Annotated in this window: 27 protein-coding genes; 14 read left to right on the top strand and 13 right to left on the bottom strand. The window is 62.9% G+C overall.

Going from position 1 to position 24,627, the window contains the following annotated elements:
- Positions 1 to 175: 175 nt before the first annotated feature.
- A complete protein-coding gene (locus tag AYX22_RS02190) occupies positions 176 to 793 on the bottom strand; it encodes a phospholipase (RefSeq protein WP_207597425.1) in 618 nt (205 codons plus the stop codon).
- Positions 794 to 819: 26 nt separating this feature from the next.
- On the opposite strand from AYX22_RS02190, the gene AYX22_RS02185 reads away from it, so the two are divergent.
- Positions 820 to 1,287, top strand: a complete 468-nt coding sequence (locus AYX22_RS02185) for a helix-turn-helix transcriptional regulator (protein ID WP_207595928.1) — start codon at positions 820 to 822, stop codon at positions 1,285 to 1,287.
- Between the two features lie 10 nt (positions 1,288 to 1,297).
- Positions 1,298 to 1,699: a VOC family protein gene (locus AYX22_RS02180; protein ID WP_207595927.1), complete on the top strand. Its 402-nt coding sequence runs from the start codon at positions 1,298 to 1,300 to the stop codon at positions 1,697 to 1,699.
- A gap of 63 nt (positions 1,700 to 1,762) precedes the next feature.
- On the opposite strand, the gene AYX22_RS02175 is transcribed toward AYX22_RS02180, so the two are convergent.
- The 3 genes from AYX22_RS02175 to AYX22_RS02165 all read right to left on the bottom strand — a co-directional run bounded on the left by AYX22_RS02175 (position 1,763) and on the right by AYX22_RS02165 (position 4,408).
- Positions 1,763 to 2,926, bottom strand: coding sequence for a glutamate--cysteine ligase (locus AYX22_RS02175; protein WP_242703483.1), 1,164 nt, complete (start codon positions 2,924 to 2,926; stop codon positions 1,763 to 1,765).
- A gap of 37 nt (positions 2,927 to 2,963) precedes the next feature.
- On the bottom strand, positions 2,964 to 3,419 hold the full coding sequence (locus AYX22_RS02170) for a hypothetical protein (RefSeq protein WP_207595925.1): 456 nt from the start codon (positions 3,417 to 3,419) through the stop codon (positions 2,964 to 2,966).
- 215 nt (positions 3,420 to 3,634) lie between these two features.
- On the bottom strand, positions 3,635 to 4,408 hold the full coding sequence (locus AYX22_RS02165) for a GAF and ANTAR domain-containing protein (RefSeq protein WP_207595924.1): 774 nt from the start codon (positions 4,406 to 4,408) through the stop codon (positions 3,635 to 3,637).
- A 175-nt stretch (positions 4,409 to 4,583) separates the two neighbouring features.
- Here AYX22_RS02165 and AYX22_RS02160 point away from each other — a divergent pair, with 175 nt between their 5' ends.
- The 5 genes from AYX22_RS02160 (at position 4,584) to AYX22_RS02140 (ending at position 9,904) form a co-directional block, all read left to right on the top strand.
- Positions 4,584 to 5,015, top strand: a complete 432-nt coding sequence (locus AYX22_RS02160; RefSeq protein ID WP_207595923.1) for a hypothetical protein — start codon at positions 4,584 to 4,586, stop codon at positions 5,013 to 5,015.
- A gap of 723 nt (positions 5,016 to 5,738) precedes the next feature.
- Positions 5,739 to 6,530, top strand: a complete 792-nt coding sequence (locus tag AYX22_RS02155) for a DeoR/GlpR family DNA-binding transcription regulator (RefSeq protein ID WP_207595922.1) — start codon at positions 5,739 to 5,741, stop codon at positions 6,528 to 6,530.
- On the top strand, positions 6,527 to 7,519 hold the full coding sequence (locus AYX22_RS02150) for a hexose kinase (protein WP_207595921.1): 993 nt from the start codon (positions 6,527 to 6,529) through the stop codon (positions 7,517 to 7,519). The genes AYX22_RS02155 and AYX22_RS02150 overlap by 4 nt, the downstream gene beginning before the upstream one ends.
- Positions 7,516 to 9,525: a fructose-specific PTS transporter subunit EIIC gene (locus tag AYX22_RS02145; RefSeq protein WP_207595919.1), complete on the top strand. Its 2,010-nt coding sequence runs from the start codon at positions 7,516 to 7,518 to the stop codon at positions 9,523 to 9,525. The genes AYX22_RS02150 and AYX22_RS02145 overlap by 4 nt, the downstream gene beginning before the upstream one ends.
- Before the next feature lie 100 nt (positions 9,526 to 9,625).
- On the top strand, positions 9,626 to 9,904 hold the full coding sequence (locus tag AYX22_RS02140) for an HPr family phosphocarrier protein (protein ID WP_017197107.1): 279 nt from the start codon (positions 9,626 to 9,628) through the stop codon (positions 9,902 to 9,904).
- A gap of 101 nt (positions 9,905 to 10,005) precedes the next feature.
- Here the strand turns inward: AYX22_RS02140 and AYX22_RS02135 are convergent, their stop codons facing one another.
- The 4 genes from AYX22_RS02135 to AYX22_RS02120 all read right to left on the bottom strand — a co-directional run bounded on the left by AYX22_RS02135 (position 10,006) and on the right by AYX22_RS02120 (position 12,746).
- Positions 10,006 to 10,593 (bottom strand): TetR family transcriptional regulator C-terminal domain-containing protein, encoded by a 588-nt coding sequence (locus tag AYX22_RS02135; protein ID WP_207595917.1) that lies wholly within the window; start codon positions 10,591 to 10,593, stop codon positions 10,006 to 10,008.
- Positions 10,594 to 10,599: 6 nt separating this feature from the next.
- Entirely contained in the window at positions 10,600 to 11,160 is a 561-nt protein-coding gene (locus tag AYX22_RS02130; RefSeq protein WP_207595915.1) for a hypothetical protein, read from the bottom strand.
- A 77-nt stretch (positions 11,161 to 11,237) separates the two neighbouring features.
- On the bottom strand, positions 11,238 to 12,224 hold the full coding sequence (locus tag AYX22_RS02125; RefSeq protein WP_207595914.1) for a DNA topoisomerase IB: 987 nt from the start codon (positions 12,222 to 12,224) through the stop codon (positions 11,238 to 11,240).
- A 42-nt stretch (positions 12,225 to 12,266) separates the two neighbouring features.
- Positions 12,267 to 12,746 (bottom strand): DNA starvation/stationary phase protection protein, encoded by a 480-nt coding sequence (locus AYX22_RS02120; protein WP_024819119.1) that lies wholly within the window; start codon positions 12,744 to 12,746, stop codon positions 12,267 to 12,269.
- 311 nt (positions 12,747 to 13,057) lie between these two features.
- Here AYX22_RS02120 and AYX22_RS02115 point away from each other — a divergent pair, with 311 nt between their 5' ends.
- Positions 13,058 to 13,228, top strand: coding sequence for a hypothetical protein (locus tag AYX22_RS02115; RefSeq protein WP_207595912.1), 171 nt, complete (start codon positions 13,058 to 13,060; stop codon positions 13,226 to 13,228).
- Between the two features lie 109 nt (positions 13,229 to 13,337).
- On the opposite strand, the gene AYX22_RS02110 is transcribed toward AYX22_RS02115, so the two are convergent.
- Positions 13,338 to 13,559, bottom strand: coding sequence for a hypothetical protein (locus tag AYX22_RS02110; RefSeq protein WP_207595910.1), 222 nt, complete (start codon positions 13,557 to 13,559; stop codon positions 13,338 to 13,340).
- Positions 13,560 to 13,675: 116 nt separating this feature from the next.
- Here AYX22_RS02110 and AYX22_RS02105 point away from each other — a divergent pair, with 116 nt between their 5' ends.
- A complete protein-coding gene (locus AYX22_RS02105) occupies positions 13,676 to 14,200 on the top strand; it encodes a DUF6328 family protein (protein ID WP_207595908.1) in 525 nt (174 codons plus the stop codon).
- A gap of 5 nt (positions 14,201 to 14,205) precedes the next feature.
- Positions 14,206 to 14,919 carry a DUF6766 family protein gene (locus tag AYX22_RS02100; RefSeq protein WP_207595906.1) on the top strand — a complete coding sequence of 238 codons (714 nt, stop codon included), beginning with the start codon at positions 14,206 to 14,208 and terminating at the stop codon, positions 14,917 to 14,919.
- 161 nt (positions 14,920 to 15,080) lie between these two features.
- Here AYX22_RS02100 and AYX22_RS02095 read toward each other — a convergent pair whose 3' ends face one another.
- Entirely contained in the window at positions 15,081 to 15,947 is an 867-nt protein-coding gene (locus AYX22_RS02095; RefSeq protein WP_207595905.1) for a Ku protein, read from the bottom strand.
- A 38-nt stretch (positions 15,948 to 15,985) separates the two neighbouring features.
- Between AYX22_RS02095 and AYX22_RS02090 the strand changes: the two genes are divergently transcribed.
- Positions 15,986 to 18,541 (top strand): ATP-dependent DNA ligase, encoded by a 2,556-nt coding sequence (locus tag AYX22_RS02090; protein WP_207595898.1) that lies wholly within the window; start codon positions 15,986 to 15,988, stop codon positions 18,539 to 18,541.
- Between the two features lie 91 nt (positions 18,542 to 18,632).
- On the opposite strand, the gene AYX22_RS02085 is transcribed toward AYX22_RS02090, so the two are convergent.
- Both AYX22_RS02085 and AYX22_RS02080 read right to left on the bottom strand, forming a co-directional pair.
- A complete protein-coding gene (locus AYX22_RS02085; protein ID WP_207595896.1) occupies positions 18,633 to 18,893 on the bottom strand; it encodes a hypothetical protein in 261 nt (86 codons plus the stop codon).
- Between the two features lie 34 nt (positions 18,894 to 18,927).
- Positions 18,928 to 19,161 carry a hypothetical protein gene (locus tag AYX22_RS02080; protein WP_207595895.1) on the bottom strand — a complete coding sequence of 78 codons (234 nt, stop codon included), beginning with the start codon at positions 19,159 to 19,161 and terminating at the stop codon, positions 18,928 to 18,930.
- A gap of 303 nt (positions 19,162 to 19,464) precedes the next feature.
- Here AYX22_RS02080 and AYX22_RS02075 point away from each other — a divergent pair, with 303 nt between their 5' ends.
- On the top strand, positions 19,465 to 20,280 hold the full coding sequence (locus AYX22_RS02075; RefSeq protein WP_242703482.1) for a putative protein N(5)-glutamine methyltransferase: 816 nt from the start codon (positions 19,465 to 19,467) through the stop codon (positions 20,278 to 20,280).
- 229 nt (positions 20,281 to 20,509) lie between these two features.
- Complete coding sequence (locus AYX22_RS02070) at positions 20,510 to 22,135, top strand: MFS transporter (RefSeq protein ID WP_207595890.1); 1,626 nt, start codon at positions 20,510 to 20,512, stop codon at positions 22,133 to 22,135.
- 156 nt (positions 22,136 to 22,291) lie between these two features.
- Here the strand turns inward: AYX22_RS02070 and AYX22_RS02065 are convergent, their stop codons facing one another.
- The gene (locus AYX22_RS02065; protein ID WP_207595889.1) at positions 22,292 to 23,707 is read right to left on the bottom strand and encodes a PLP-dependent aminotransferase family protein; all 1,416 of its coding nucleotides are present in this window, start codon (positions 23,705 to 23,707) and stop codon (positions 22,292 to 22,294) included.
- Between AYX22_RS02065 and AYX22_RS02060 the strand changes: the two genes are divergently transcribed.
- The gene (locus tag AYX22_RS02060) at positions 23,706 to 24,626 is read left to right on the top strand and encodes a DMT family transporter (RefSeq protein ID WP_207595888.1); all 921 of its coding nucleotides are present in this window, start codon (positions 23,706 to 23,708) and stop codon (positions 24,624 to 24,626) included. The two genes, AYX22_RS02065 and AYX22_RS02060, sit on opposite strands and share 2 nt — an antisense overlap.
- Position 24,627: the final 1 nt, after the last annotated feature.

Below are 24,627 nucleotides of genomic sequence, written 5' to 3'. Positions count from 1 at the left end.
CCTGTTCGCCTGGCACCTTCACGAGACCCGAACCGGATCACCAGCCAAAAGTGTAAGCGCTTACAATTTTGTCATTCAATAGTGTGCAGTCGAATGCGAAATTGTGACGAGAATCGCACCACGAGGTTGATTCCGGAGCCCGGATGCCTTCTAATCCGGGCTCCCACCCAGAGCTTTACCCCAGCACATAGAACTTCAAGAAGGCGCTGACATCCACCAGCTCTGGCGGCTCGATCCTGTGGCCCATGCCCGGATAGGTCCGTGCGGTCAGGGCCACGTTGGCTTCCAGCCACTCGGCAGTGTGGGCAATCGCGTCCTCATTAATCACGGGATCGGCCTTGTCCCGGCCCCAGAAGAACGGCGGCGGGGTGTCGAAGGACTCGCTCAGGGCAAGGAGGTCGTTGTCCAACACAAAACCGGACAAGCCCACCGTTGCCTTGAAGGCGTGGGGCCGCAAGCGCAGGAGCGTGCTGGCCATGGCCATGCCCTGCGAATACCCCAGCAAGCTGACGCTGCTGTGGTTGTCCTTGACGGAGTTGATCCAGTTGAACACCGAGTTGGTGGACGCGATGACATCAGCAAAGTCGTTGGTCAGGAAGTAGTCCAGCAGGAACCAACCGTAATGGTCGCCGATCACTTTGGGACCGCGAAGCGCAGCGCACGTGAACTCGCCGGGCAGATGCGGGAAGAGGTCCACCATCCGCTGTTCGCTGGTTCCATACCCGTGCATCATCACCAGCAGCGGAGTGCCCTCGCGCTGGTTTTCGGGCTTTGACCACACCACTGATTCCATGGGCATGAGCCTAGTAGACTGGCGCCATGACTCCGCAGGAACTGGCCAATCTGGCCCATCTGCGGCGCGCCCGCGACTTCATTGACCGCGAGTATGCGCGTCCATTGGACGTGCCCACCATGGCCGCCGGCGCCCTCATGTCCCCCGCGCATTTCTCCCGCCAGTTCAAGGCCGCCTACGGGGAATCGCCCTACAACTACCTTATGACCCGGCGGATCGAGCGGGCCATGGCCCTGCTCCGGGCGGGGACCAGCGTCACGGACGCCTGCATGGAAGTGGGCTGTACGTCGCTGGGATCCTTCAGCACGCGTTTCACGGAAATCGTAGGCATCAACCCCAGCGAATACCGCTCCCGCGAACACCACGCCGTCAAGGCCATGCCCAACTGCATCGCGAAACAACACACCCGCCCTGAAAGAACCAGCAAAGGCAGGACTCCCGCTCTTGAAACACTGAGCAGGATTGAAGAAGCGCCCACGTCACAGCTGCAATAGCGTGTGGTTCATGAACATTTCATTGAAGTACGCACATGTCACTGTCAACGACGTGGATGAGTCGCTCGCCTTCTACCGCGACGCCCTGGGTTTCGACGTCCGGAACGACGTCGGCTCGGACGGCCAGCGTTGGGTCACCATCGGCAGCGATGCCCAGCCGGATCTTGAACTGGTCCTTTCCCCGCCGCACGCCGGCCGCTCCCAGGCCGACGGCGACGCCATCCAGGAACTGCTGACCAAGGGCGTCATGCCCATGCTGGTATTCACCACAGATGATCTGGACGGCACGTTCGAGAAACTCCGCGCGTCCGGAGCCGAGGTACTCCAGGAACCGATCGACCAACCATGGGGTCCGCGCGACTGCGCCTTCCGCGATCCCTCCGGCAACATGATCCGCATCAATCAGGGCTGACGGCGGCCCACCGGCAGGCGGCTGCTGTCCAGCTCGGTTGCCACAGGCCCAGCGGGCCGGTTGTCACAGACTCAGCAGTCCGGCGTCGGACCTTTCGTCATCCTGATGGGTCGACGCGATGGCGGCGGACACGACGTCGGACAACCGGCGCCGCTGGCTGTACGCCTGGCGTTGCAGCCGTTCGCCGGTGCCCCGGCGGAGGATGTTGGCCACACCTGCCCGTGCGAGCGCGAGATCGCCGGCCCTTGTTAAAGCCACTCGAACGTGCCGGAGCAGGGCGCCCACAACGTCCGCGGCGGGGTAGGGCCGCTGCTCCAGCGGGTGCAACAACTGCTGGTTGATGCCAAAGCGGCTGGCCTTCCAGTTCGCCATGCGGATGACCGGCGTCAACGTGCTTGACGCCGGCTTACCCTGCCGCCACCCAGCCGCAGATGTCTCCACCAGGGCACGGGCAATGACGGCAATGGTGAGGGCGTCTTCGGCGTACAGGCAAACGTCGGCGATCCGCAGTTCAACGGTGGGGTGCCCCCTGGAGAGGCGGGCATCGAAGTAGATCATTCCCTCATCCAACGGAACGCCCGTCCCCAACAGCTCGGAGAGCATCGCCTGGTAGCCCTCCGTTGAACCGAAAACGTCCATGGGGCCGGCCGTGGGCCACCTGTTCCAGATCTGCGTGCGGTAGCTGGCAAAGCCCGTGTCGGCTCCCATCCAGAAAGGAGAATTGGCGCTCAAGGCCAGCAGGACCGGCAGCCAGTGCCGCATCCGGTCAAGGACTGCGACCCCTTCTTCCGGTGATTCGATGGACACGTGGACATGGAAACCGCAGGTGAGCTGCTCACGGGAAATCAAGCCGAACTCCGTCCCCATCGCCGCGTACCGCTGGTTGCCCAGAGTGGGTGTGGCGTGGAAGACCGGCGGGGTTGCCAACGCCGCGACGCGCGCACCCACGGCCCGTGCGGCTTTGTCAGACAACGCCCGACCGGCACGGATCTCGGCCCTGAGTTCGGCCGCAGTCCGGCAAGGACGCGAGTTGACCTCCACCTGCTCCTGCTTGAACTCGGACTTCAACGTCGCGCTCCCGGCGCCGGCCTTCCCGCCGGTTGTTTCTACGGTTCTTCCTCCGTAGAGGGGAGCCGCAACGTCCAGGATGTCTGTGGCCAACGCCAATGGCGTGCCGTCCGCGGGATCCGCGATCAACAGTTCCTCTTCAACACCAAACGTGCGCATAGCCACCCTCCCGCTGTTGGTTGTTCAGAGACGGCGGTCACCCAACGTGGCGTGGAACCTCCATTTGGAAACCGCAACGGCAATGCAGCACCTGCGTCTGCAAGTACACCTCCAGGAGGCTGGGGCTTTCCGGATCATCCGTGGTCCGGGGCGCCTCAATCACCCGCTCGGTGGGACGTCCCAAGGTCATGGGATCGCCGCAATGGGTGCAACTGAACCAGAGTCCCGCTGCGGAAGTGGAGAGGAATTCCCGTTGGATCTCAGGCACCAAGGCCTCCAGCCGGACAGCGTGGGCGTAGAACGTATCGCACTCACTGCAGGTGTAGCTGACTTCTACTACCTCGGACTGATTCGGCTGGGCTTCAACCACGGTTTCAACAAAAATATACGAATCAGTGCCGCATACTGTGCACCAGGGCCGCGCTCCGGTCTCACCGGTTGCGGGATCCGTCCCTCTGGCAGGCTTCGGGACGGGCAGGGATCCAAGCGTCATTGCCATTCTCCTTTTACTTCTCCAAGGAGCCGCATGCATGCACGGAGAGCCGGCCGAAAGCGGCCACGGCTAAGAGTGCAGTTCTTGGACCATCCGTGATGGCACCAGGTGACATGAGGTTCCAAGGGCTATCTGCTTAACCCACCTAAAATGTAGTTCACCAGTGGTGCGCGTCACAAGTCACGGCCTTGCGGCCGGGAGTCCGCCTGCCTGGCTCAGGGCTCGAAATGGGCCACAGGAGCCTGCTTGGAAACACTCTGGACCAGTGACTCTGCGACCTCCCGCAGCTTCTGGTTCCGGGTGCTGGAGGCCTTCTTCAGAATCTGGAATGCCTCTTCCTGGGTGCAGCGGTTCTGCCCCATGATGATCCCGCTGGCGAGGTCAATGACGGTCCGGGATTGCATGGCATCCTGGAGATCGTCAGCGTGCTGCTGCTTTACTCCTATGCGCACGGCCAACCGCAGCGAGCGTTCGGCCTGGCTTGCGTACAGCTCACAGTTTCGGATGGTGGCTTCGTCGTAGACTCCGGCATGGGGAGCGAAGAAGTTCAGTGCAGCAGTGGCTCCTTCGTCCAGCTCCAGAGGGACGCAGAGGGCTGAAAGATGGCCTCGCGCGGCGATGACAGCACAGTATTCCGACCACCGCACTTCGGTGGAAGTGTCCGGAACGTGCACGGTGGTACGGCTTCGCATCGCCTCCAGACACGGCCCATCACCGTACGCCTGCTGAATTTCGTCGATCAACCTGGCTTCGGGGGTACTCCCGGCCACCGTTGCCGTACGGCGTCGCCGGCTAAGGGTGATGCCGCAGTGCACAGGCATGCCAACGGCCTGGGACACAGCCGCTGCCGAAAAGACCGCTAGTTCTTCCAGGAATCCGCCCACGTCCTCGCTGTCGATGACAAGGTCCTGAAGACGGTCAGGTACCGAATCGTCGTCAGACGCTGAGGCGGCATCAGGCAGCACCAAGTCAACGTTCATTTCGCTCATGCCTTAGTTTACGATCGTCCGGGCCGGGCTTGTCACCCCCGTCAGGAATGGTGGCAGAATCCTTGCATCTACGGTGCAGCTATGTGCACAATCTAGCTACAGTCCCCACGAGGACCAGGCTTTCCCAGCTCATGCAGACGGGCGTCCCGCATTTTTCCATGCAGAGGTGCAGACCATGCCGGCCCAGCCAGCGTCCAGAATCCCTGACGAAGCCCATCAACCGCCTGACGAGCCCCTTTGGTGCAAGCGCTGCAATACAGACAAGCACCTTCTGGTGAACTCCATCCAGTCGCACTATCCACCCGCGCCCAACATGGTTGATGTCGCCTACGAGTGCCACGCCTGCAGGTACGCCTATCAACAGGTTGCGTCTGTCCAAAGGGTTGCGCTGGTACTGAACCGTCCAGGCGTCTCCCAAGGTGTGCTGCAGTTCGGCGGCCAGTATCTGCATTGCGGCGAGCCCATGAAGACCAAGAGCTGCGAGCTTCGCCGGATCCAAGCCCCCTTGGTCCTGAGGCCCGGCGGCCAGTTGAGGATGTACGAGGTCCTGATCAACACCCGCATCCTCGGATGCCACTGCGGCTTCCGCATGGAGATCCCGGAATGAGGATCCGCGGCCGCAACACCAGTTCTGGAGCTACCGGGAGGGACAGCATGCACACAGAACCACAGAGCAAAGACACTTCGACAACCGGCTCGCAGCTCAGGCCGGCCAGCAGGCGGAAGCTTCCCGACCCGCCGGATCCAGATAATTTGCCCATCGACTACCGGAATTCCGGATGGGACACCACCTGGTACCCCTCGTCCGTCCCGGAAAGCCGCAGACCGCATCGCTCGTCGCGTCAAAGGAGCTCCTGACCATGAGCGAATTCCCACCGGACCCTTCGCACCCGGACCCCACCCGCGAACCCGGACCTACACCCGAGCCTGTACCCTTGCCGGAGCCTGGACCACCGCCGGTTCCTGACCCCACACCGGGACCCGCGGTGCCATCCCCGCCCGGGCACGGGGAACCGCCCGCTCCCCTGACGTAAGGGGAGCTGGACACACCTCCGCACGGGCAGGCAACAACCGGTCACGTCCACAGACCGGATCCTGGCAAAATCCCCCAGTCAGGATCCGCACGAGGGCATGTCGCGCTACAGGGAGCGCGGCATGCCCTTTGCCGTGCCCGGGGACGAAACGGATACCTCCAGCGATCTTTGTTTATGTTGATTTCTCTTGACTAACCAACATAAACAAAGATAGAGTCAAGCAATTCCACATCGTTGTGACAGCAGTCACTGAAGTGGCCGTCCTGAAGACCTGGCTTGACCGCAATGGAGGGTAAGTGTTCGCCGAAGAACGCCAGCAACTGATCTCCGCACTCGTCGCAGAGCGCGGACGGGTGAGCGTCACAGACCTTGCCGACCGTTTCAGCATCACCACTGAGACAATCCGCCGCGACCTCGCGGCCCTCGAAGTCTCCGGGAACCTGCGCCGCGTCCATGGTGGCGCGGTACCTTCCGACCGCCTGAGCACCCGCGAGGAAAGTATCCTTGAACGGGCGGTACAGCGGCAGGTGGAGAAACTCCGCATCGCAAACGCCGCCCTCGCTCTGATCCCGGAGCCCACAACAGGCAGCATCCTGCTGGACGCAGGTTCCACCACGGAAACCCTCGCAGACCTGCTGGCGCAGCGGACACCCGCGGCCAACGGAAACGATGAACTCGTGGTGATTACCCACGCCATTCCCATCGCGGGAAAACTCTCCTCCACCCCGGGTATAGCACTGCAGATCCTTGGCGGCCGGGTCCGCGGGTTGACGCAAGCCGCCGTCGGGCAGTCCACGGTGGAAGCCGCGTACAAACTTCGCCCGGACATCGCTTTTGTGGGCGCCAACGGCATCCACGCAACCTTCGGCCTCAGCACCCCCGATCCTGAGGAAGCAGCGGTAAAAGCCGCTTTCGTCACCTCAGCCCGCCGCGTGGTGGCCCTGGCCGATTCTTCCAAGCTGGACTCCGAAACGCTGGTCCAGTTCGCCACCTTGAAGGATGTCGACACCTTGATTACAGACAGCCAACCATCCGCAGAACTCGCCGCGGCCTTGGCCGACGCCGGCGTAGACGTGGTGATCGCATGATCGTCACCTTGACCGCCAACCCCAGCCTGGACCGCACGGTGGAACTCCCCGGCGCCCTGGCCCGCGGCGAGGTGCAGCGCGCCGTGGCCGTCCATCAGGAATCGGGCGGAAAGGGCGTCAACGTTTCACGGGCCCTCGTGGCCTCCGGCCTCGACACCGTGGCAGTCCTTCCAGGCGCGGATTCGGACCCGGTCCTTTCCGGACTGCACGACGGCGGTGTGCCATTCGCGGCGCTGCCCATCGGCCAGGCGCTGCGCAGCAACGTCACCCTCACCGAACCGGACGGCGTCACCACCAAGATCAACGAACCCGGCCCGGAGCTGAGCGAGGAACAGCAGGAAGCCCTGATCGGGCTGCTGCTGGAACGCTCCCGCGGCGCCAGCTGGGTGGTACTCGCAGGGTCGCTCCCACCAGGAGTTCCCGCGGATTTCTACGCCACCATCGCCCGTCGGCTCCGGTCGATCCCGGATGGAACGGCCTCCCCAAGCATCGCCATTGACTCCTCCGGGGCGCCGCTTGCGGCGGCTTTGGTGGGCGATGCCTCCGGGAAGCCGGACCTCCTGAAGCCGAACGCGGAAGAGCTCGCAGAGCTTGCCGCCGCCGCCGGTTTCACCAGCGTCTCCACTGCTGACGAACTGGAAGCGGATCCGGCCAAAGCCGCTGAAGCTGCAGCCGCCGTCGTCGCCAGCGGTGTAGCCGCCGTTCTCGCAACACTCGGGTCCAAAGGAGCAATCCTGGTGACGGCGGACGGAGCGTGGCTGGCCACGCATCCGCCCATTAAAGCCGTCAGCACGGTAGGCGCCGGGGACTCTGCACTGGCCGGCTACCTGCTGGCTGCAACCCAAGGCGGCTCCGCGCAGGACTGCCTTCGTCAAGCCGTGGCGCATGGTGCCGCTGCTGCCTCCCTGCCGGGCTCCACTGTCCCGGCAGTCCACCAGACAACCCCCAATGCCGTAACCATCACGGCCCTCCAGAAGGACTCACAGTGACCCAGCTGATCACAACCCAATTGGTCACCCTCGACCAAAACCTGGGCGACTCCCCTGCCGACGTCATCCGCGTCCTGGCCGGCAAAGTTGCCGCCACCGGCCGTGCTTCCGAGGTTGAAGGGCTCTTTGCCGACGCCTTCGCCCGCGAGCAGAAGACCGCAACCGGCGTCCCCGGCGGCATCGCCATCCCGCACTGCCGCTCTGCTGCGGTCCAGGAGCCTGCTTTGGCCATGGCCCGGCTGTCCCGCAAGGTGGACTTCGGCGCCAAGGACGGCCCGGCAGACCTGATCTTCTTCATCGCAGCCCCGGACGGCGCAGACCAGGAACACTTGAAGCTGCTGTCCAAGCTGGCCCGGTCCCTCATCAAAAAAGACTTCACGGCAGCACTGCGTGCGGCGTCTTCCCCTGAAGAGATCGTTGAACTGGTTGATGGCGCCTTGGCAGACAAGCCGGCTGCTGCACCAGCCGCTGCCGCTGCTCCCACAGAAAGCTCGACGACGACTGCCGCACCCAAGCGCATTGTGGCGGTGACCGCTTGCCCCACGGGTATTGCACACACGTACATGGCTGCTGACTCGCTGGTTGCCGCGGCCAAGGAAATGGGCGTGGACCTGCAGGTGGAGACCCAGGGTTCCTCAGGCGCCAAGCCGCTGGACCCGGCCGTGATTGCAGCAGCCGACGCGGTGATCTTCGCCGTCGACGTTGATGTTCGCGGCAAGGAGCGCTTCGCTGGCAAGCCGGTCATCAACGCTCCCGTCAAACGTGGCATCGACGAACCCACCAGGATGGTCCAGGAAGCACTTGCAGCTGCCGAGGACCCCCGCGCACGCCGCGTTCCCCATGCCGGGGCCGAAGAGCAGGCTGAGCGTGCCGAGGAGGAGAAGGGTGAACACATTGGCCAGAAGCTGAAGCGAGCACTTCTCACCGGCGTCAGCTACATGATTCCGTTCGTGGCCGGCGGTGGTTTGCTGATTGCCCTCGGCTTCCTGCTGGGCGGCTACGACATCACTGAGGTAGCGGACAAGGTGGTGCTGGAGAACAACTTCGGCAATCTGCCTGAAGGCGGACTCGCCATCTACCTTGGTGCGGTCCTGTTCAAGATCGGCGCCCTGTCCATGGGCTTCCTGGTCCCGGCATTGGCTGGATACATCGCCTACGCCATCGCCGACCGGCCCGGTATTGCACCCGGCTTCGTCGCCGGTGCTGTATCAGGCTTCATGGGCGCAGGGTTCCTCGGCGGCATCGTCGGCGGCCTCCTGGCCGGCTACGTCGCGCATCTGATCGGAACCTGGCAGGTACCCCGCTGGCTCCGTGGCCTCATGCCCGTCGTCATCATCCCGCTGCTTGCTTCCATCGTCGCGTCCGGCTTGATGTTCCTGGTCCTCGGTGGTCCCATTGCCGGCCTTACGGTGGCTCTCAACAACTGGCTCACCGGCATGAGTGGCGCCTCCGCTGTAGTTCTCGGCATCATCCTTGGACTCATGATGTGCTTCGACCTCGGCGGTCCGGTCAACAAGGTTGCCTACGCCTTCGCAGTTGCCGGCCTGAGCGCGGGCAGCGCAGACAACCAGGCTCCGTGGCTGATCATGGGCACAGTGATGGCGGCCGGCATGGTTCCGCCGCTGGCCATGGCCCTTGCCACGGTCCTGAACAAGAAGCTCTTCACCCTCAACGAGCGTGAAAACGGCAAGGCGGCCTGGCTGCTGGGTGCATCCTTCATCTCCGAAGGTGCCATTCCCTTCGCTGCAGCAGACCCCCTGCGGGTCATTCCCGCCAGCATGGTGGGCGGCGCCCTGACCGGTGCACTCTGCATGGCCACGGGAGTAACTTCCCAGGCTCCCCACGGCGGTTTCTTCGTCTTCTTCGCCATTGGCAACCTGCCGATGTTCATCATCGCCATCGTGGCTGGAATGGTGGTCAGCGCGTTGGCCGTCATCGCCCTCAAGCGCTTTGCCGTCAAAAAGCCGGTGGAAGTGGAAGCCACCCCGGCAACCGCCAGCGTCTAAAACTCCGGCGTCCAAAACCCAAGCGTCTCAACCCATCAGCGGTCTAGACTTCCCACAACGCCACCTCCCACAACCGCCAGCCTTCACAAAAGGAGCACCAATGCCAGAACGTACAGCCACCATCGCAAGCCGCGTCGGCCTCCACGCCCGCCCCGCAGCCATCTTTGCCGAGGCAGCAGGGGACCTGGACCTCGATGTCACCATCGCCCGCCAGGGTGAACCCGCAGATGACGCCATGGACGCGGCCAGCATCCTGTCCCTGATGAGCCTGGGCGCCTCCCACGGTGACGTGGTGGTGCTGCGCGCCGAAGGTGAAGGTGCGGACGCCGCCCTGGACAGCCTGGTGAAGATCCTGGAAACGGACCACGACGCCGAGTAGGGACCCGCAACCCTCAGCGCTGCGCAAAGAGCCTGGCGACACCCGGATTCGGGTGTCGCCAGGCTCTTTTTGTGGCTGTCGGCGTCCGCAGCCACAACGGGTTATGGATCGGCGAGCTCGTCGAGATGGCGAGCGAGCACGCCGGGCATCTGACTCGACTCCGGCAGTTCCCCGCTCCACAGCCCATGCATCGCGATTCCGTCAAGAAGGGCACGTAGCCGCTGCGCTTCATACTCTGGATCACGCTCGCTGTTGAACTGACCCGCTTCAGCCAGTATTTGTACCGCTGCGTGGCATGCGCGCCCTACTGCGTCGCTTAGCCTGGTCGCAGCAGGACGAAGCTCGCTGTCGGTAAGGGAGAGAACGCCGAGTTGGACTTGCGCAACCAGTTCCAAGCGTCGCTCTTGGTCGAGAGGGAGCAACTGCAGCAGCAACCCATCAACCAGCGCGCGGCCGGTCAGCTCCAGCGCGGAGACCCTGGCGGTGACCCGGTCCTCAATGAGTTGCAGGCAGTACTCCCTGAGGGCATGCTGCGTGGCAAAGGCCCGCCGCAACGAAGCGGCGGCAATGCCCGCTTCCGCCGCAACCCCGCGCACAGACAGGCCCTGGAGCCCATCACGTTCAAGGACACGTAATGAAGCCTCCGCAATCGCTGCGGTGCGTGCCTCTGCGTCGATTCTCCGGGGCATGGCGTTTCACCGCGAAGAAGAAGCAGCAGCGGGCACGGCTCGGGCGGCCTTCTTCGGCCAGATCGTGTAACTCACTGCCCAAAGGAAGTCGATGGCGAAGATGATTCCCAGAATGCGAAAGAATTCCGAGAGCGCTGAGGTTCGTTCCGCGTCGTTGACCAGCAGAATGATCGCTCCCAGGGTGGCCGCGGCGATGACCACTGCCAACGCCGTAAGGATGACATCCCGCCAGCATTTGGCCGTGTAGCGGGTTCCTGTGAGTTTTTCCGGCGCGGGGCCGCCGGAGAACCGGTGTTGGAAGTGCGCATCGGCCCATGCCACCATGCGTTTGCCGTACGCGATGGAAACGCCAATGTAGATCGCCGCCAGTCCGTGCTGCCATGAGGCTGTTCCCCCGCCCAGGAGATCGACTGCCACCAGGGCAAGCAGGACAGCATCGATCACCGGAGCAAGGATCAGGAGAGCGCTGCCAAGGCGGGGTTTCCGCAGCAGATACCGCGCTGCGAGCCCGGCGATGATCGCCACCCAGAACGCAACTTCGCACACCACGATCGCGATCAGGATCATTTACCGCTCCTCAACGTTTTTCCGGCCGAGCTTTATTAGTACGAGTGTACTCATAAAATGCGCTCGAGCGGCCGACGTCAGGACTTGGCGGCCACCTCTGGCTGCATCTTCGGCGTTTCGCCATTCAGGTAGGCCGCGATCGATGCTTCCGTGGGCTTCAAGTCCTTCAGTTCTCCGGAGAGGTAGGCCTCGATAATCCGCGGATCCACATAGGATGAGCGCGCCACCGAGGGGGTGTTGCCCAGGAGTTCCGAGGCCTCCTTGATGGCCCGCACAATGGCTTGCCTGGGGGTTCCCTTGTGTCCGGACTTGATGAGGCAGAGGGCAGCGGCAGCAGTGCCCTTCCATGTCCTGAAATCCTTGGAGGTGTACGCCTCCCCTGAGATACCCCGGAGATACTCATTGATCATGGACGCGTCCACGGAGACCCACGTTCCCTCCGAGAGGTAAGCCAGCAGGCGTTCCTTGCCGGGGCGCTCGGCCAGCGGTTCCAAAAAGGCGGCCAAGGCGGGGTCGCGGATTGACTTGTCCCACAGTTGTCCGCTTTTGCCCGGGAACTTCAGGAAGACATCATGCCCTTCCACCCGGGCATGACGGCATCGAAGCGTGGTGAGCCCATAGGAGCCGTTTTGCTTCATGTAGACCTCGGAGCCAACCCGAAGGGCGCCGAGGTCCATCAGCCGCACTGCCGCGGCGAGGGTCTGTTGCCGCGGATCTTCGGTGTTCTGAAGGTGGACGGTGACGTTGCGCCGGATCGCCGGCAGGACCAGTCCCAGCTTGGCGGCCCGAATGAACTTCTCGGTGTCCTTCCGCTCCCGCCACGTGGGGTGGTAAATGTACTGGCTGCGCCCTGCATCATCGACGCCCGTGGCAAGGATGTGCCCATTCTCGAAAGGACTGATCCACACATCGGTCCATGCAGGCGGGATCGCCAGCGCATTGATGCGCTGGCGATCCTCTTTGCTGACCAGGCTCCCGTCGGGGTGCCGGTAGCTGAACCCTTTTCCCACCTTACGGCGGACGATGCCGGGCTTGGACAGGTCAGTGCGCTTAAGTCGTGGCACAGTTCTTCCGCCCTACTCGTGATCGGCCCGGCCCGTTGAGTTCTAGGCCTCGTCCGGATCCGTCACTGCAGCGCCGGCGTTCATGATTTCGGCGTTGATCATCCACACCAGCTGCTCAAGGCGGGAGATGAATGCGTGCAGCAGGTCCGCCGTCGTGGGGTCTTCCTCATCCACTTCGTCATGGACATCGCGCATTGTCTGGACAGCACGCTCCACGCGGTCAGTGACCAGCTTGACCGCATTCTTGGTGTTGACCAGGCCTGCCGGGAACTCCTCCAGACGCGTGCCCTTGGCGATGGTCGCACTACGGCCATCAGGCAGGGCGTGGAGGGCCCTCATACGCTCGGCGGTGTCGTCAGCGAATTCGCGCGTGGCAACTACCAGCTCGTCCAGCTGGAGGTGAAGGTCGCGGAAGTTTGGCCCCACTATGTTCCAGTGCGCCTGCTTGCCTTGAAGCTGTAGCTCAATAAGGTCTGTCAGGACGATCTGAAGGTTGTCTGCAAGCTGCTGTGACGCTTTCATGTGTTCCTCTCATAGACGTTCATGTGAGCCTAAAACGTGCCACAAAGTTATCTGTGGCAACTGCCCAATCATCAGGTGACGACTTCAATAAGCCTTTCATAAGGAAGCTTAGTAGTACAATGGGAACAGTTAGTGTTCACGACTGGCGAACCCGCACTCCGGAGGACCGCCGGCAGGCAATAACGGCAAAGGCACTTTGAGGCGGCGGAACGCCTCCAAGTACCGGCATAACTCAATCGAAGTAATCGGAATGCATAGTTGGGAACCGGCGACATTAGTCAAAGATTCCCCCAGAAAGGAATGTGCTGACCATGAATACACTTCTGATCATTGCTGGTGTAGTAGCAATTGTTCTTCTCTTGGTAGGCGGCTTTACCGAAGCACTGAGCTGGCTTCTGTGGGTAGGCGTCGTCCTCCTCGTCGTCGCAGCAATTGGCTGGCTGCTGAGCTTTATGTCGGGCCGCAGGGGACATACGGTCTAGACGGGACAGGGTCGAACGCCGGAGGCAGTGCCTCCGGCGTTCCTGCTCTCCACGCCGAACCATTTCCAGCGCCGAGCCGGTCCCACGCCGCAGCAACGCCCGCCCTGGACTACTCCCGGACCGGGCCATCACCGGTGGCCGGGGGCGGCGGGGCAGCATCAGGGTCCTTTGGCGTCGGGAACTCGTCGCCGGGAGCGTCAGGCACCCCCTGAGCGGGCCGCTCCGGAGTCTCGCGTTGATCTCCCTCGCCAGGCATTTCCTGTTCGGGGGTAGGCGTTCCGTAACCCCCGGGTTCGTTGTCTGGGTCTACCCGGTGATCGTCCTGACTCATTGTTCCTCCTTGAAAATCCGGCGAGGGCCCGATAAAGAAATCGAGGAATGCTGACAGTTCCGACCGTAGTCCGGTGCTTGGTCGGCGTCCACAGAAACCACCACGGAGGTGCATAGATGGTTGAGCCGGAGCAGGCTCCCAGAATCGGCAGGAACGAGTCCACCGAGGAACGGATGGACCGCAACTGGATGGAATTGATCCAGGAGTTACGGGTTCTCCAAACGGGGGTGCAAATCCTTGGCGGCTTCCTGCTCACGCTCCCCTTTCAGGAACGATTCGAACTCCTGGACGACTGGCAGCGGAGCCTGTACCTGTTCAACGTGATGGTGGCAGCGCTGACCACCGTCCTGATTGTGCTGCCCGTCAGTGTTCATCGCCGCCTGTTCCGCAGGGGACTCAAGGCCACCTTGGTCTCCAGCGCCGACGTTGTGACCAAGTGGGCGCTGGCCGGCGTGGCCTTGTTGATTGTTGGCTCCGCCACTCTGGTTTTCGACTTTACCGCTGGACGGACCGCCGGGCTTGTTGCAGCCGGATTCATCGTCCTGGTGCTGCTGCTCCTGGTGGTGGGAACGCCGCTGTGGCTGCACCGCCGGGCCGTCCGGAACGGCAGTGGCAACAACGGGACGGCAAAGGAAGAGTGAGTGGGATGCTGCGACCCGCCAAGCACAACCACAGTTCCGGCAACGATACCAAGCCCCCGCGTCACTGGGTCAAGGACCACGGCTTGCTGCTGGTCAATGCAGGCCTGTTCGTCGTCTTCCTCGGAGGAATGATCCTCTCAGGAGCTGCCAATCACAGCGAGGAACAGCAAGCACACGGTGGGCCGGCAACCGGTGTATCGGATTTTCTGACATCAGGCAGCTTCTGGGAAGCGATTTTTGAGAACTGGGAATCGGAGTTCCTTCAGATGGCCATGTATGTGGTCCTGACGGTTTTCCTGTTCCAGCGCGGCTCCTCGGAATCCAAACCTGTGGATAAGGACGCACCCCAGGACGAGGATCCCCGCGATGCCAAAATGTCCGCCAAGACCCCATGGCCGGTCAGGCGGGGCGGTTGGGTTCTGAAGGTCTACGAGCACTCGTTGTCTGGCCTGCTGGGCCTTCTTTTCCTGCTCTCCTTCACCCTGCACGCCGTAGGCGGTGCGGCCGCTTACAACGACGAACAGCTCAGCCATGGTCTCCCGGAGGTCTCCACTTGGGAGTACATCGGTTCCAGCCAATTCTGGTTTGAGTCCTTCCAAAACTGGCAAAGCGAGTTCCTGGCCGTAGCCGTTTTGGTGGGCGCTTCTGTGTACCTTCGAGAGAGGGGCTCGCCGGAATCAAAGCCCGTGGCAGAGCCGCACTACGAGACGGGCACCTAGCCGATAAGGACAAAGGAACCGTACCAGGAAAGAAGAATTCCAGCGGTTGAAAGCCCTCCGAGGAACTTTTCCCCAAACGCTGTTCACACAAGAAGAAAACCAAGTTCATTTCCACGTTGCGGAATCACTAAAGCCAAGAGAAAACAGATGACGACGCCGGTTCAGGCCTTTTTCTTGGCCCGCGCCTTTGGCTTGCTGGCAGTTTTGGCGGCGGCAGCGCCGTCGTCGTCCGCTTTTTCCTTGCCGCGCTTCTTGTCCAGGCTGCGCTTGAGGGCCTCCATGAGGTCGATGACGTCGCCGCCTTCTCCTTCGCCCTCAACAACGCCGAATGTGGCCTCAGTGTCCAGCGCCTCACCCTTGTCCAGCTTGGCCTCGATCAACGTCTTCAACTGCACCTGGTAGTCATCGGTGTACTCATCGGGATCAAAGTCATGAGCCATGGATTCCACCAGGGCGGAAGACATCTCCAGTTCCTTGTCCGAAATCTTGATGTCGCTCTCAAGGGAGGGGAATTTGGCTTCACGGACTTCGTCGCCCCACAGCAATGCCTGCAGCAGCAGCACATCACCCCGAACCCGCAGCGCACCCAAACGGGTCTTCTGCCGCAGCGCGTACTGGACAATGGCAATCCTGTCCGTGTCCTCCAACGTCTGCCTCAGCAACATGTAAGCCTTGGGCGATTTGGAATCCGGCTCCAGGAAATAGCTGCGTTCATACATGATGGGGTCCAGTTGCTCGGCGGGGATGAACTCCACCACCTCAATTTCGCGGCTGTTCTCCTCCGGCAACGACTTCAATTCCGCGGACGTCAGGACAACGGTGCGGCCCTCTTCTTCGTAGGCCTTGTCAATGTCCTCGTACGCCACAACGTCGCCACAAATTTCGCATTTGCGCTGGTACCGAATACGCCCGCCGTCCTTGTTGTGGACTTGGTGCAGGCTAATATCGTGATCCTCCGTGGCACTGTAGAGCTTCACTGGTACGTTGACCAGACCGAACGCGATAGATCCCTTCCAGATGGCCCTCATGCACCCAGTCAACAGCACAACACAGCAGAGGAGAAGAGGTGGCAGGCAAACAACAGGAGCGCGTGAACGTGGAAGGCCACGAACTCACCCTCACCAACCTGGGGAAAATCATCTACCCGGAAACCGGGACCACCAAGGCCGAAGTGCTGGAGTACTACGCCGCCGTCGCTCCTTTCCTCATTCCCGCGGCGGCCAACAGGCCGGTGACCCGGAAGCGGTGGGTCAACGGAGTGGGCACTGCTGAGGATCCCGGGCAGGTGTTCTTCCAGAAAAACCTTGAGGACTCCGCACCCCGGTGGATTCCCCGTGCCGCCATTCAGCATTCGGACCACGCCAACGTTTACCCCATGGTCAACAACCTGGCCACGCTGACGTGGATGGCCCAGATCGCCTCGCTGGAAATCCACGTTCCGCAGTGGCAAGTGGACCCTTCAGGGAAACCGCTCCGCCCCGACCGCTTGGTCCTGGACCTTGACCCCGGTCCCGGGGCGGGACTGCCAGAGTGCGTTGAGGTGGCCAAGCTGGCCCGTTCCATCCTGCAGGACATGGGCATGGACCCTGTCCCCGTCACCAGCGGCAGTAAAGGCATCCACCTCTACACTGGCCTCGATGGGACCCTGAAGTCCGAGCAGGTGTCCGCCTTCGCCAAAGAGCTTGCCCGCGCACTGGAGTCCGACCACCCCGAACTGGTGGTCAGCGACATGAAAAAGTCCCTCCGCCACGGCAAGGTGCTGGTGGACTGGAGCCAGAACAGCGGGAACAAAACCACCATCGTTCCCTACTCACTCCGCGGCAAGGCGCGCCCTACCGTGGCAGCACCGCGTACGTGGCGTGAACTCAACTCCGCGTCGCTGGAGCACTTGGACTTTCTGGCCGTGATGAAGCGTGTCAAGACGGGCAAAGACCACTTCGCGCCGATTTCCAGGCGGCACCTTCCACCCCACGGCGAGGATGAGAAGGACGACGACGGTGCTGCCGCAGGCGGTTCGGGCAGCGGCGCCGCCAGGGAACGCGTGGTGACAGTGGAAAGCCGTCTCGCCAAGTACGTTGGGATGCGCGATCCGGGCAGGACCCCGGAGCCGTTTCCCTCGTCGTCGGCTGCCAACGCCTCCCAGCAAGCCGGCACCTCGTCATCTGACCAGCCAAAACCAGGCGACCCGCCGCCACCCGGCGGTATCTTTGTGATCCAGGAGCACCACGCGCGCCGCTACCATCTGGACCTGCGGTTGGAGCACAACGGCGTCCTGGCGTCGTGGGCCCTGCCCCGCGGCGTGCCGGAAACGCCCGACCGGAACAATCTGGCCGTGCATACGGAAGACCACCCCATGGAGTACGCGACCTTCTCCGGCGTCATCCCCAAGGGCGAGTACGGGGCAGGGACCATGACCATTTGGGACCGCGGCGAGTATACGTGCGAGAAATGGCGTGACGGCAAGGAAGTCATTGCCACACTGACTGGCGAGCCTGGCGGCGGCCTCGGCGGTACCAAACGGTTCGCGCTGATCAACACGGGTCAGAACTGGCTGATTCACCTGATGAAGGAGCAGCCTGGAGCGCGGAAGGGCGTACCGGCCAGCCCTGCGAAGCCCTCACCGGCCCAACCGCCTGCCGGGCCGGCCGCACCCCAACCCGTACCGAACTACGCCCCCATGCTGGCCACCTCGGGGACCACGGACGATCTCCGCGGCGACGGTTGGCTGTATGAGCTGAAATGGGACGGGATCCGCGCCATCATCACGGGCACCGAGGGGGAAATCCGGCTCATGAGCCGGAACGGAAACAACCTCACAGCAACTTACCCGGAGCTCACTGACCGTAGCTGTTGGCCCGACGGAAACTTCGTGGCTGACGGCGAAATCGTGGCGCTCGGCAAAGGGAACAGGCCGGATTTCGGGCGGCTGCAGCAGCGGATGAACCTGGTCAAAACCGCAGACATTGAGCGGGCACGGGCAGCTGTGCCGGTTCAGCTCATGCTGTTCGACCTTCTTTACGACGGCGGCACGGACCTGAGCGGGCTGCCGTTCCGTGATCGCCGCGAGAGGCTTTCGGGGTTTGCGGAGCGCCTGCGCAAAGGCTGCCCGCTGCATTTGTCTGCCGTCCTGGATCACGACGTGGACGACCTCATGGCCAGCGCCGCTGAGCTTGGCCTGGAAGGTGTGATGGCGAAGAAGGCCGACAGCCGCTACGTCATTGGGCGCCGCAGCAGGTCCTGGCTCAAGCTCAAGCTGGAGCAGAGCCAAGAGGTGGTGGTCGGTGGCTGGCGTCCCGGCGCAGGTGCCCGAAGCGGAACGTTCGGTTCCCTCTTGTTGGGCATCCCGGACGGCGACAAGCTGCACTATGTGGGCAGGGTTGGAAGCGGGTTCAAGGATTGGCAGCTGCGGGACATTATGGAGAAGCTGGAGCCCCACGTGGTGAGCGCCTCTCCCTTTGCCGACATCCCCCGTGAGGACGCGGCAGGTGCCACATGGGTCAGCCCTGGGCTGGTGGCTGAGGTGACCTTCGGAGAATGGACGGGACCCGGCCGGCTACGGCACCCCGTGTGGCGCGGCTGGCGCCCGGACAAGTCCCCTTCAGACGTCAGCCAGCCCAACTGAGTCGCAGATAACGCTCTATTGAAGGTTCAGTAGGACGTTTGCTGTTACTCAGTTGGGCTGGCTACGCAGGGGTGGTGCCGTGCGGGTAACGCTAGGAGGAGTGCGGCATTTGCGGGCGGCTGGTCCTGTGGATGGCCGTCACAGCTGCCCCTTGGCCCATGCGGCCGTGGGCTTGGTCGCGCTCCTTCGGGTGGCGGCGTTTACCGTTACCGTCCGGCCACTGCCTGCCCTGGTCACCGCCAAGTGCAACGGCGATGGTGGTCGGCTCGGGCATCGGGGCCATGTCCATGGACTCCACCAAGTGGCTTGCAACCTCAGGATTGATGCGTTCGGAATCGTAGTTCGCAGTCATGGTTCTTCCTTTCCAGTGTGCCTGTCCGCAGGTTTTACCAGCGGACCTTCTTCTCGGTCTTAGCCTGCTTGCCGCTGGCCGAGGTGGGCTTGTGCCCCTTGCCGGTGCTCTGCCAGCCGGCCGGTGCACCGCCCCCGGATTTGCTGGCCAGCATGGCCTTCTGGGCATCGGTCAGCTTGGACTTGATGCCGCCGGATACCGGAGTTTTGGCTGAGCTTCCCGGTGATGGGGTCTCGGGGGTGTTGTTTTCGGAAGGGTTGGCAGTCATTCGTGGACTCCTTAAGTCTGAGTCCTGAAGAGACACGTATCCCATGTCGTTGCGGTTCGGGAAAAAGGCGTCGAGAACGGGAACGGCATGGAGGCAGGGCCTCAACAGGCGTGGATTTTTGTCAGATGAAACGCGGCTGTGCCGTTACGGGCAGAGGCCGGTCTACTCAAAAATCAGTGTTCCCATGCTTCATACCCTAACCAAGTCCCGGCGGATTTGTGAACCCCTCACCTGCAGCGACTTCCAATCCGACGTCCAATCCACCTTCCGGCCCACCAGTCTTCCTCGGCTAGCATGGCAAACGTGACCCGGAGAGCATCCATCGCCACCACACTTCGTGCAGCGGGCTGCGTTTTCGCGGAGGACGAGGCCCGCCTCCTCCTGGAGGCCGCCAACCATCCGGACGAGCTCAACCGCATGGTGGAACAGAGAGTCAGTGGACAGCCTCTTGAGCACATTGTGGGCTGGACAGAGTTTTGCGGGACGCGCATGGCTGTGCAGCCCGGCGTGTTCGTTCCGCGGCGCCGGACGGAGTTCCTGGTGCGCCGGGCGGCCCTGATCGCCAAGCCAGGTGCCGTCGTCGTCGATCTCTGCTGCGGTTCGGGGGCAATAGGTGCGGCCGTGAGCGACCTTCTGGGGAGCTGCGAACTGCACGCGGCGGACATCGACCCCGCTGCAGTCCACTGCGCACGCCGCAACGTTGAGCCCCGTGGCGGAATGGTCCATCAGGGCGATCTTTATGCCGCACTCCCCCGTGAACTACTGGGGCGTGTGGACGTGCTGCTCGCGAACGCGCCGTATGTTCCCACGGACTCCATCAGCATGATGCCGCCGGAGGCGCGGCTTCACGAGCCGCTGGTGGCGCTCGACGGCGGCGCTGACGGTTTGGCTGTCCAGCGTCGGGTTGCCGAGGGGGCGGCTGAGTGGCTGGCGCCGGGTGGGTCGCTGTTGGTGGAAACGTCGGAAACACAGGCGTCCGGGACGGCCGGGATTATGGCGGGGGCCGGCCTGCTTCCCAGGGTGGTTTCAGACGAGGATCTCGACGCTGCGCTGGTCCTCGGATCACCTGATCCATCAGCTTTTAGGCCCGAATCGGGCCCGTTAAGTGGGCTCAGCTAAACAATTTGGTAACAAGGTGCTCCGGAGGGCAAAAACAGGCCGGGATCCGCATGATTACGGGGCAAGAACGGGCAATGAGATGCAACACACCTAGGCAAATTGCACCCTCAAACGGCCCAAAAATCCGATCTCAACTCGGGTTTTCCGCCGAAACCCCGTAAAATTGAAGGCCTGCCCAGAGCGGGGCAGCAGAAGTCGCAAGCAAATGACCTCCCTAGGAGAAGCCCAAATGCCCACAGACCAAAGCAACACCGTCTCTCCGGATGGCGCAAGGAACGCCACCGGGAACCAGGTATTGGCAGGCCCAACCCCGGCCGCCACAGATGCAGTAAAGAACGCAACGAAGAAAACGAAGCTTCGCCCGAAGCGCCGGCTCAAAGAGTCCGACGTCAACGTGGTGAACAAGCCGATGCTGCGCAAAGCACTCGGCGGCACGATCGTCGGCAACACCATGGAATGGTACGACGTCGGCGTGTTCGGCTACCTCATCACCACCATGGGCCCTGTCTTCCTGCCGGAAGCAGACAAGTCCGTCCAAACACTCTTCCTTCTGGGCACCTTCGCCGCAACCTTCATCGCACGCCCCCTCGGTGGCGTGGTGTTCGGTTGGCTTGGCGACAAGGTTGGCCGACAGAAGGTGCTCGCAGCAACACTGATGCTGATGGCGGCAAGTACGTTCGCCGTCGGCCTCCTTCCCGGCTATGCGCAGATCGGCATCTGGGCCGCCGCGTTGCTGGTCATCCTGAAGCTCATCCAGGGCTTCTCCACCGGTGGCGAGTACGCCGGTGCCACCACCTTTGTCAGCGAGTACGCCCCGGACAAGCGCCGCGGCTACTTTGCCAGCTTCCTTGATATGGGCAGCTACATTGGCTTCGCCCTCGGCGCCGCCCTGGTTTCGGTCCTGCAGCTCACGCTGGGACAGGCCGCCATGGAGGAGTGGGGCTGGAGGATTCCGTTCCTGATCGCTGGTCCGCTGGGCCTCATCGCGGTGTACTTCCGTAGCAAGATCGAGGAATCCCCCCAGTTCCAGGCCACCCTGGACGCCCAGGAGGCCTCTGCCAAGGATGCAGCGTCACAGGACGCTGCAGTCGCCAAGGGACCCATCGGAATCGTCAAGGCCTACTGGCGCCAGATCGTGCTGGCCATGATCCTGGCAGCAGCTGCCAACACTGTTGGCTACGCCCTAACCTCCTACATGCCCACGTACCTCACGGATTCCAAGGGCTACGACCCCGTCCACGGCACCCTGCTGACCATCCCTGTCCTGGTGATCATGGCTGTTTGTATTCCACTGACCGGCAAGCTCTCTGACCGCATCGGACGCCGTCCGGTGCTGTGGGTAGGCGCAGGCAGCACCATCGTCTTCTCGGTACCTGCATTCATGCTGATCGGCATTGGCGAGATCTGGTCCACGCTGGCCGGCCTTGCCCTGATCGCTTTCCCTGTGACGTTCTACATCGCCAACCTGGCCTCGGCCCTGCCGGCACTGTTCCCGACGTCCAGCCGCTATGGCGGAATGGGCATCGCGTACAACTTCTCGGTGGCGATCTTCGGCGGAACCACGCCGTTCATCGTCCAGGGCCTGATCGAGGGCACCGGCGATGACATGATGCCGGCGTACTACCTGATGGCCACATCCATCGTGGGCGCCATCGCCATCTACTTCCTCCGTGAATCCGCCCAGCGTCCCCTGCCGGGCTCCATGCCCAGCGTGGACACCCAGGCTGAAGCACGCGAGCTTGTAGCAACCCAGGACACCAACCCGCTCATCAACCTGGACGAGATGCCGTTCGACGGCCAGCCCATTGATGACGCAGTGTTCGGCAAAGGCAACAAGGACCTGACCCCCGCTTAGGAACTCTTTGCCTGCAACTTCTGCGCAGTGACGACTACTGCAAGCGATTCAGATAGTTCGCGGCAGCTTGCCGCCCACCGTAGCCACCACCCCCAAGGCGCTCTCCTTGAGGTTGGTGGCTACGGCTGTTAAGAGGGCACGACGGCGGTGCCCGCCTCAGGATTGCAGCAAGCCTTTGACGGCCTCGCCGATGATCCTGGCACCTTCAGGGAAACCACCCGGGTTGGGGCCGGCGTAGTTGAGCCGAATGTAGGGTCCCTCCGGTTCCGCGGGGAACCACTCCGTGCCGGCGGCAATGAGCACCCCGGATGCCTCACAATCCTTGGTGAGACGTTCGACGTCGAACCCGTCCGGCATTCGCAGCCACAGATTCAAGCCACCCTTGGGCAGGTGGCTGAGGTGCGCTTGCGGGACGTGCTCGCGGAGGCTGGTGACCAAGAGGTCGCGGCGTGACTGCAGCTGGTGGCTGAGTCCGCGAAGGTGCGTTTGCCACCCGGGCTGGGTGACGACGTCGAGCGCTGCCGCCTGAAGCACCCCACTGACGTACATGGATTCGGCGGCCTGCGCGCCCATGATTCGTTCGCGCGCCGGTCCCCGGGCGATGATCGCTGCGACGCGGATGGACGGGGAAACGCTCTTGGTCAGGGAACGGATGTAGACCACGTGGCCGGAGTCGTCCTTGGCAGCGAGCGGGACCGACGGTGCGGTGATGCCGAAGTCGTGCGCCCAGTCATCCTCCACGAGGAAAGCTCCGTGCCGCTGGACGATCCGCAGGACTTCCTCGCCCCGTTCCGCCGACCATTGCGCTCCCGTGGGATTCGCGAAGTTGGGTTGCGCGTAGAACATCCGCGCTCCGGATTCTTCAAAGGCCCTCTCCAGCTCATCCGGGTCAGGCCCCTCCGGGCCGCTGGGGACAGGAATGACATTGACGCCTGCCTGGCCCGCTGCCAGCAGCGCGCCCCAGTAACTGGGCGACTCCACCAGCAGCGGCTGTCCGTGTCCCACCAGTCCCCGGAAAATGGAGCTGAGCCCGCTTTGGCTGCCGGGCAGAATCACGACGTCGCTCGGCTGGGGCGGAGTCACGCCCACCGGGGTTGAGGTACTGAGTTCCTGTGCGAACCAGGTCTGGAGTTCGGGCAAGCCCTGCGCCGGCGGCCGGGACAGGGCGGCATCTCCCCTGGCGGCCCTTGTCAGCGCGGCTCGAACAAGCCTCTCGGGCAACAGTTCGCGGGAAGGGTAACCGGAGTGGAACGCGATGACGTCATTGGTAGCGCTCCGCATCGCGGCAGAGTTCAGGGGCCGCGCGGCCTGGGCTGACCGCAAGGCGGCTGTTTGCCAGCCGTAGTCGGAGGGCCGCGCAGTGCGGTAGGCCCGCACGAAAGTTCCGACCCCGGGACGGCTTTCAATCAGCCCCTGCGCCGTGAGTGTCCGCAGCGCTTTCTGCACTGTAACCGGACTGGCCTGATACTCGGCCACGAGTTGGCGCGTTGATGGCAGTTTGGCCCCCGGGGCAGCGCTTGCGATCCATTCTTTTACTCGCGAGACAATCCGAGAACTGCTATCGTTGTTCATGAGTCCTAATAGTAGCGCTACTACACTTTCGCGGCCAGTGGTATCCACCCGGACTTCGACCGGAATCTGGTGGGGCCTCCTCGGCGTCGTCGCCTTCTCTTTCACCGTTCCGCTCACCCGAGTAGCTGTGGAAGGCATGTCCCCCTTGTTCATCGGAGCGGGCCGGGCCGTGGTTGCCGCCCTTCTTGCCGCACTCGCCCTGGCCTTCACCCGGCAACGGTTTCCGCGCGGCACGCAGTGGATCCGCCTGGCGGTGGTAGCCGGCGGAATTGTGGCGGGGTTCCCCCTGCTGACTACCTTCGCTCTGACCAGTACCTCCGCGAGCCACGGGGCAATCGTCATCGCCCTGCTGCCTGCGGCCACGGCCACCGTGGCGGTACTGCGCGGGCGCGAGCGTCCACGGCTCCTCTTCTGGATCCTCACGGCCGTGGGCGTCGTTGCTGCCCTCGTGTTTGCCTTGGTTCAATCCGGTGGTTTTGGCTCGCTTCATTGGGCCGACCTCCTGCTGCTCGGAGCCGTGGTTGCTGCAGCCATTGGCTATGCGGAAGGTGGATTGCTGGCCCGGGAGCTCGGCTCCTGGCAAACCATCTCGTGGGCGCTGGTGGTGGCTGCTCCCGCCATGATCCTGTTGACCCTCGTTTCCCTGGGCTCCGGCATGCCACAAGCCACACCGCTCCAGTGGTTGTCCTTCGCCTACCTCGGTGTGGTGAGCATGTTCCTCGGCTTCTTCGCCTGGTACCGCGGCCTGGCCATCGGGCCCATGGCGCAGGTCAGCCAGATCCAACTCGTCCAACCCGTGATGACCATCGCGTGGGCCGGCCTTCTCCTGGGCGAACCGCTGACGTGGACCACCGTGGTGGGTGGCCTCGCAGTGATCCTTTGCGCCGGAGCCGCTGTCCGCGTCAGGCTAAGGAAGTAGG

The organism is Arthrobacter sp. D5-1 (genome assembly GCF_017357425.1).
Lineage (GTDB): Bacteria > Actinomycetota > Actinomycetes > Actinomycetales > Micrococcaceae > Arthrobacter.
Note: the sequence above shows the minus strand (reverse complement) of the source record. Positions and strands in the feature narration are given on the sequence as shown.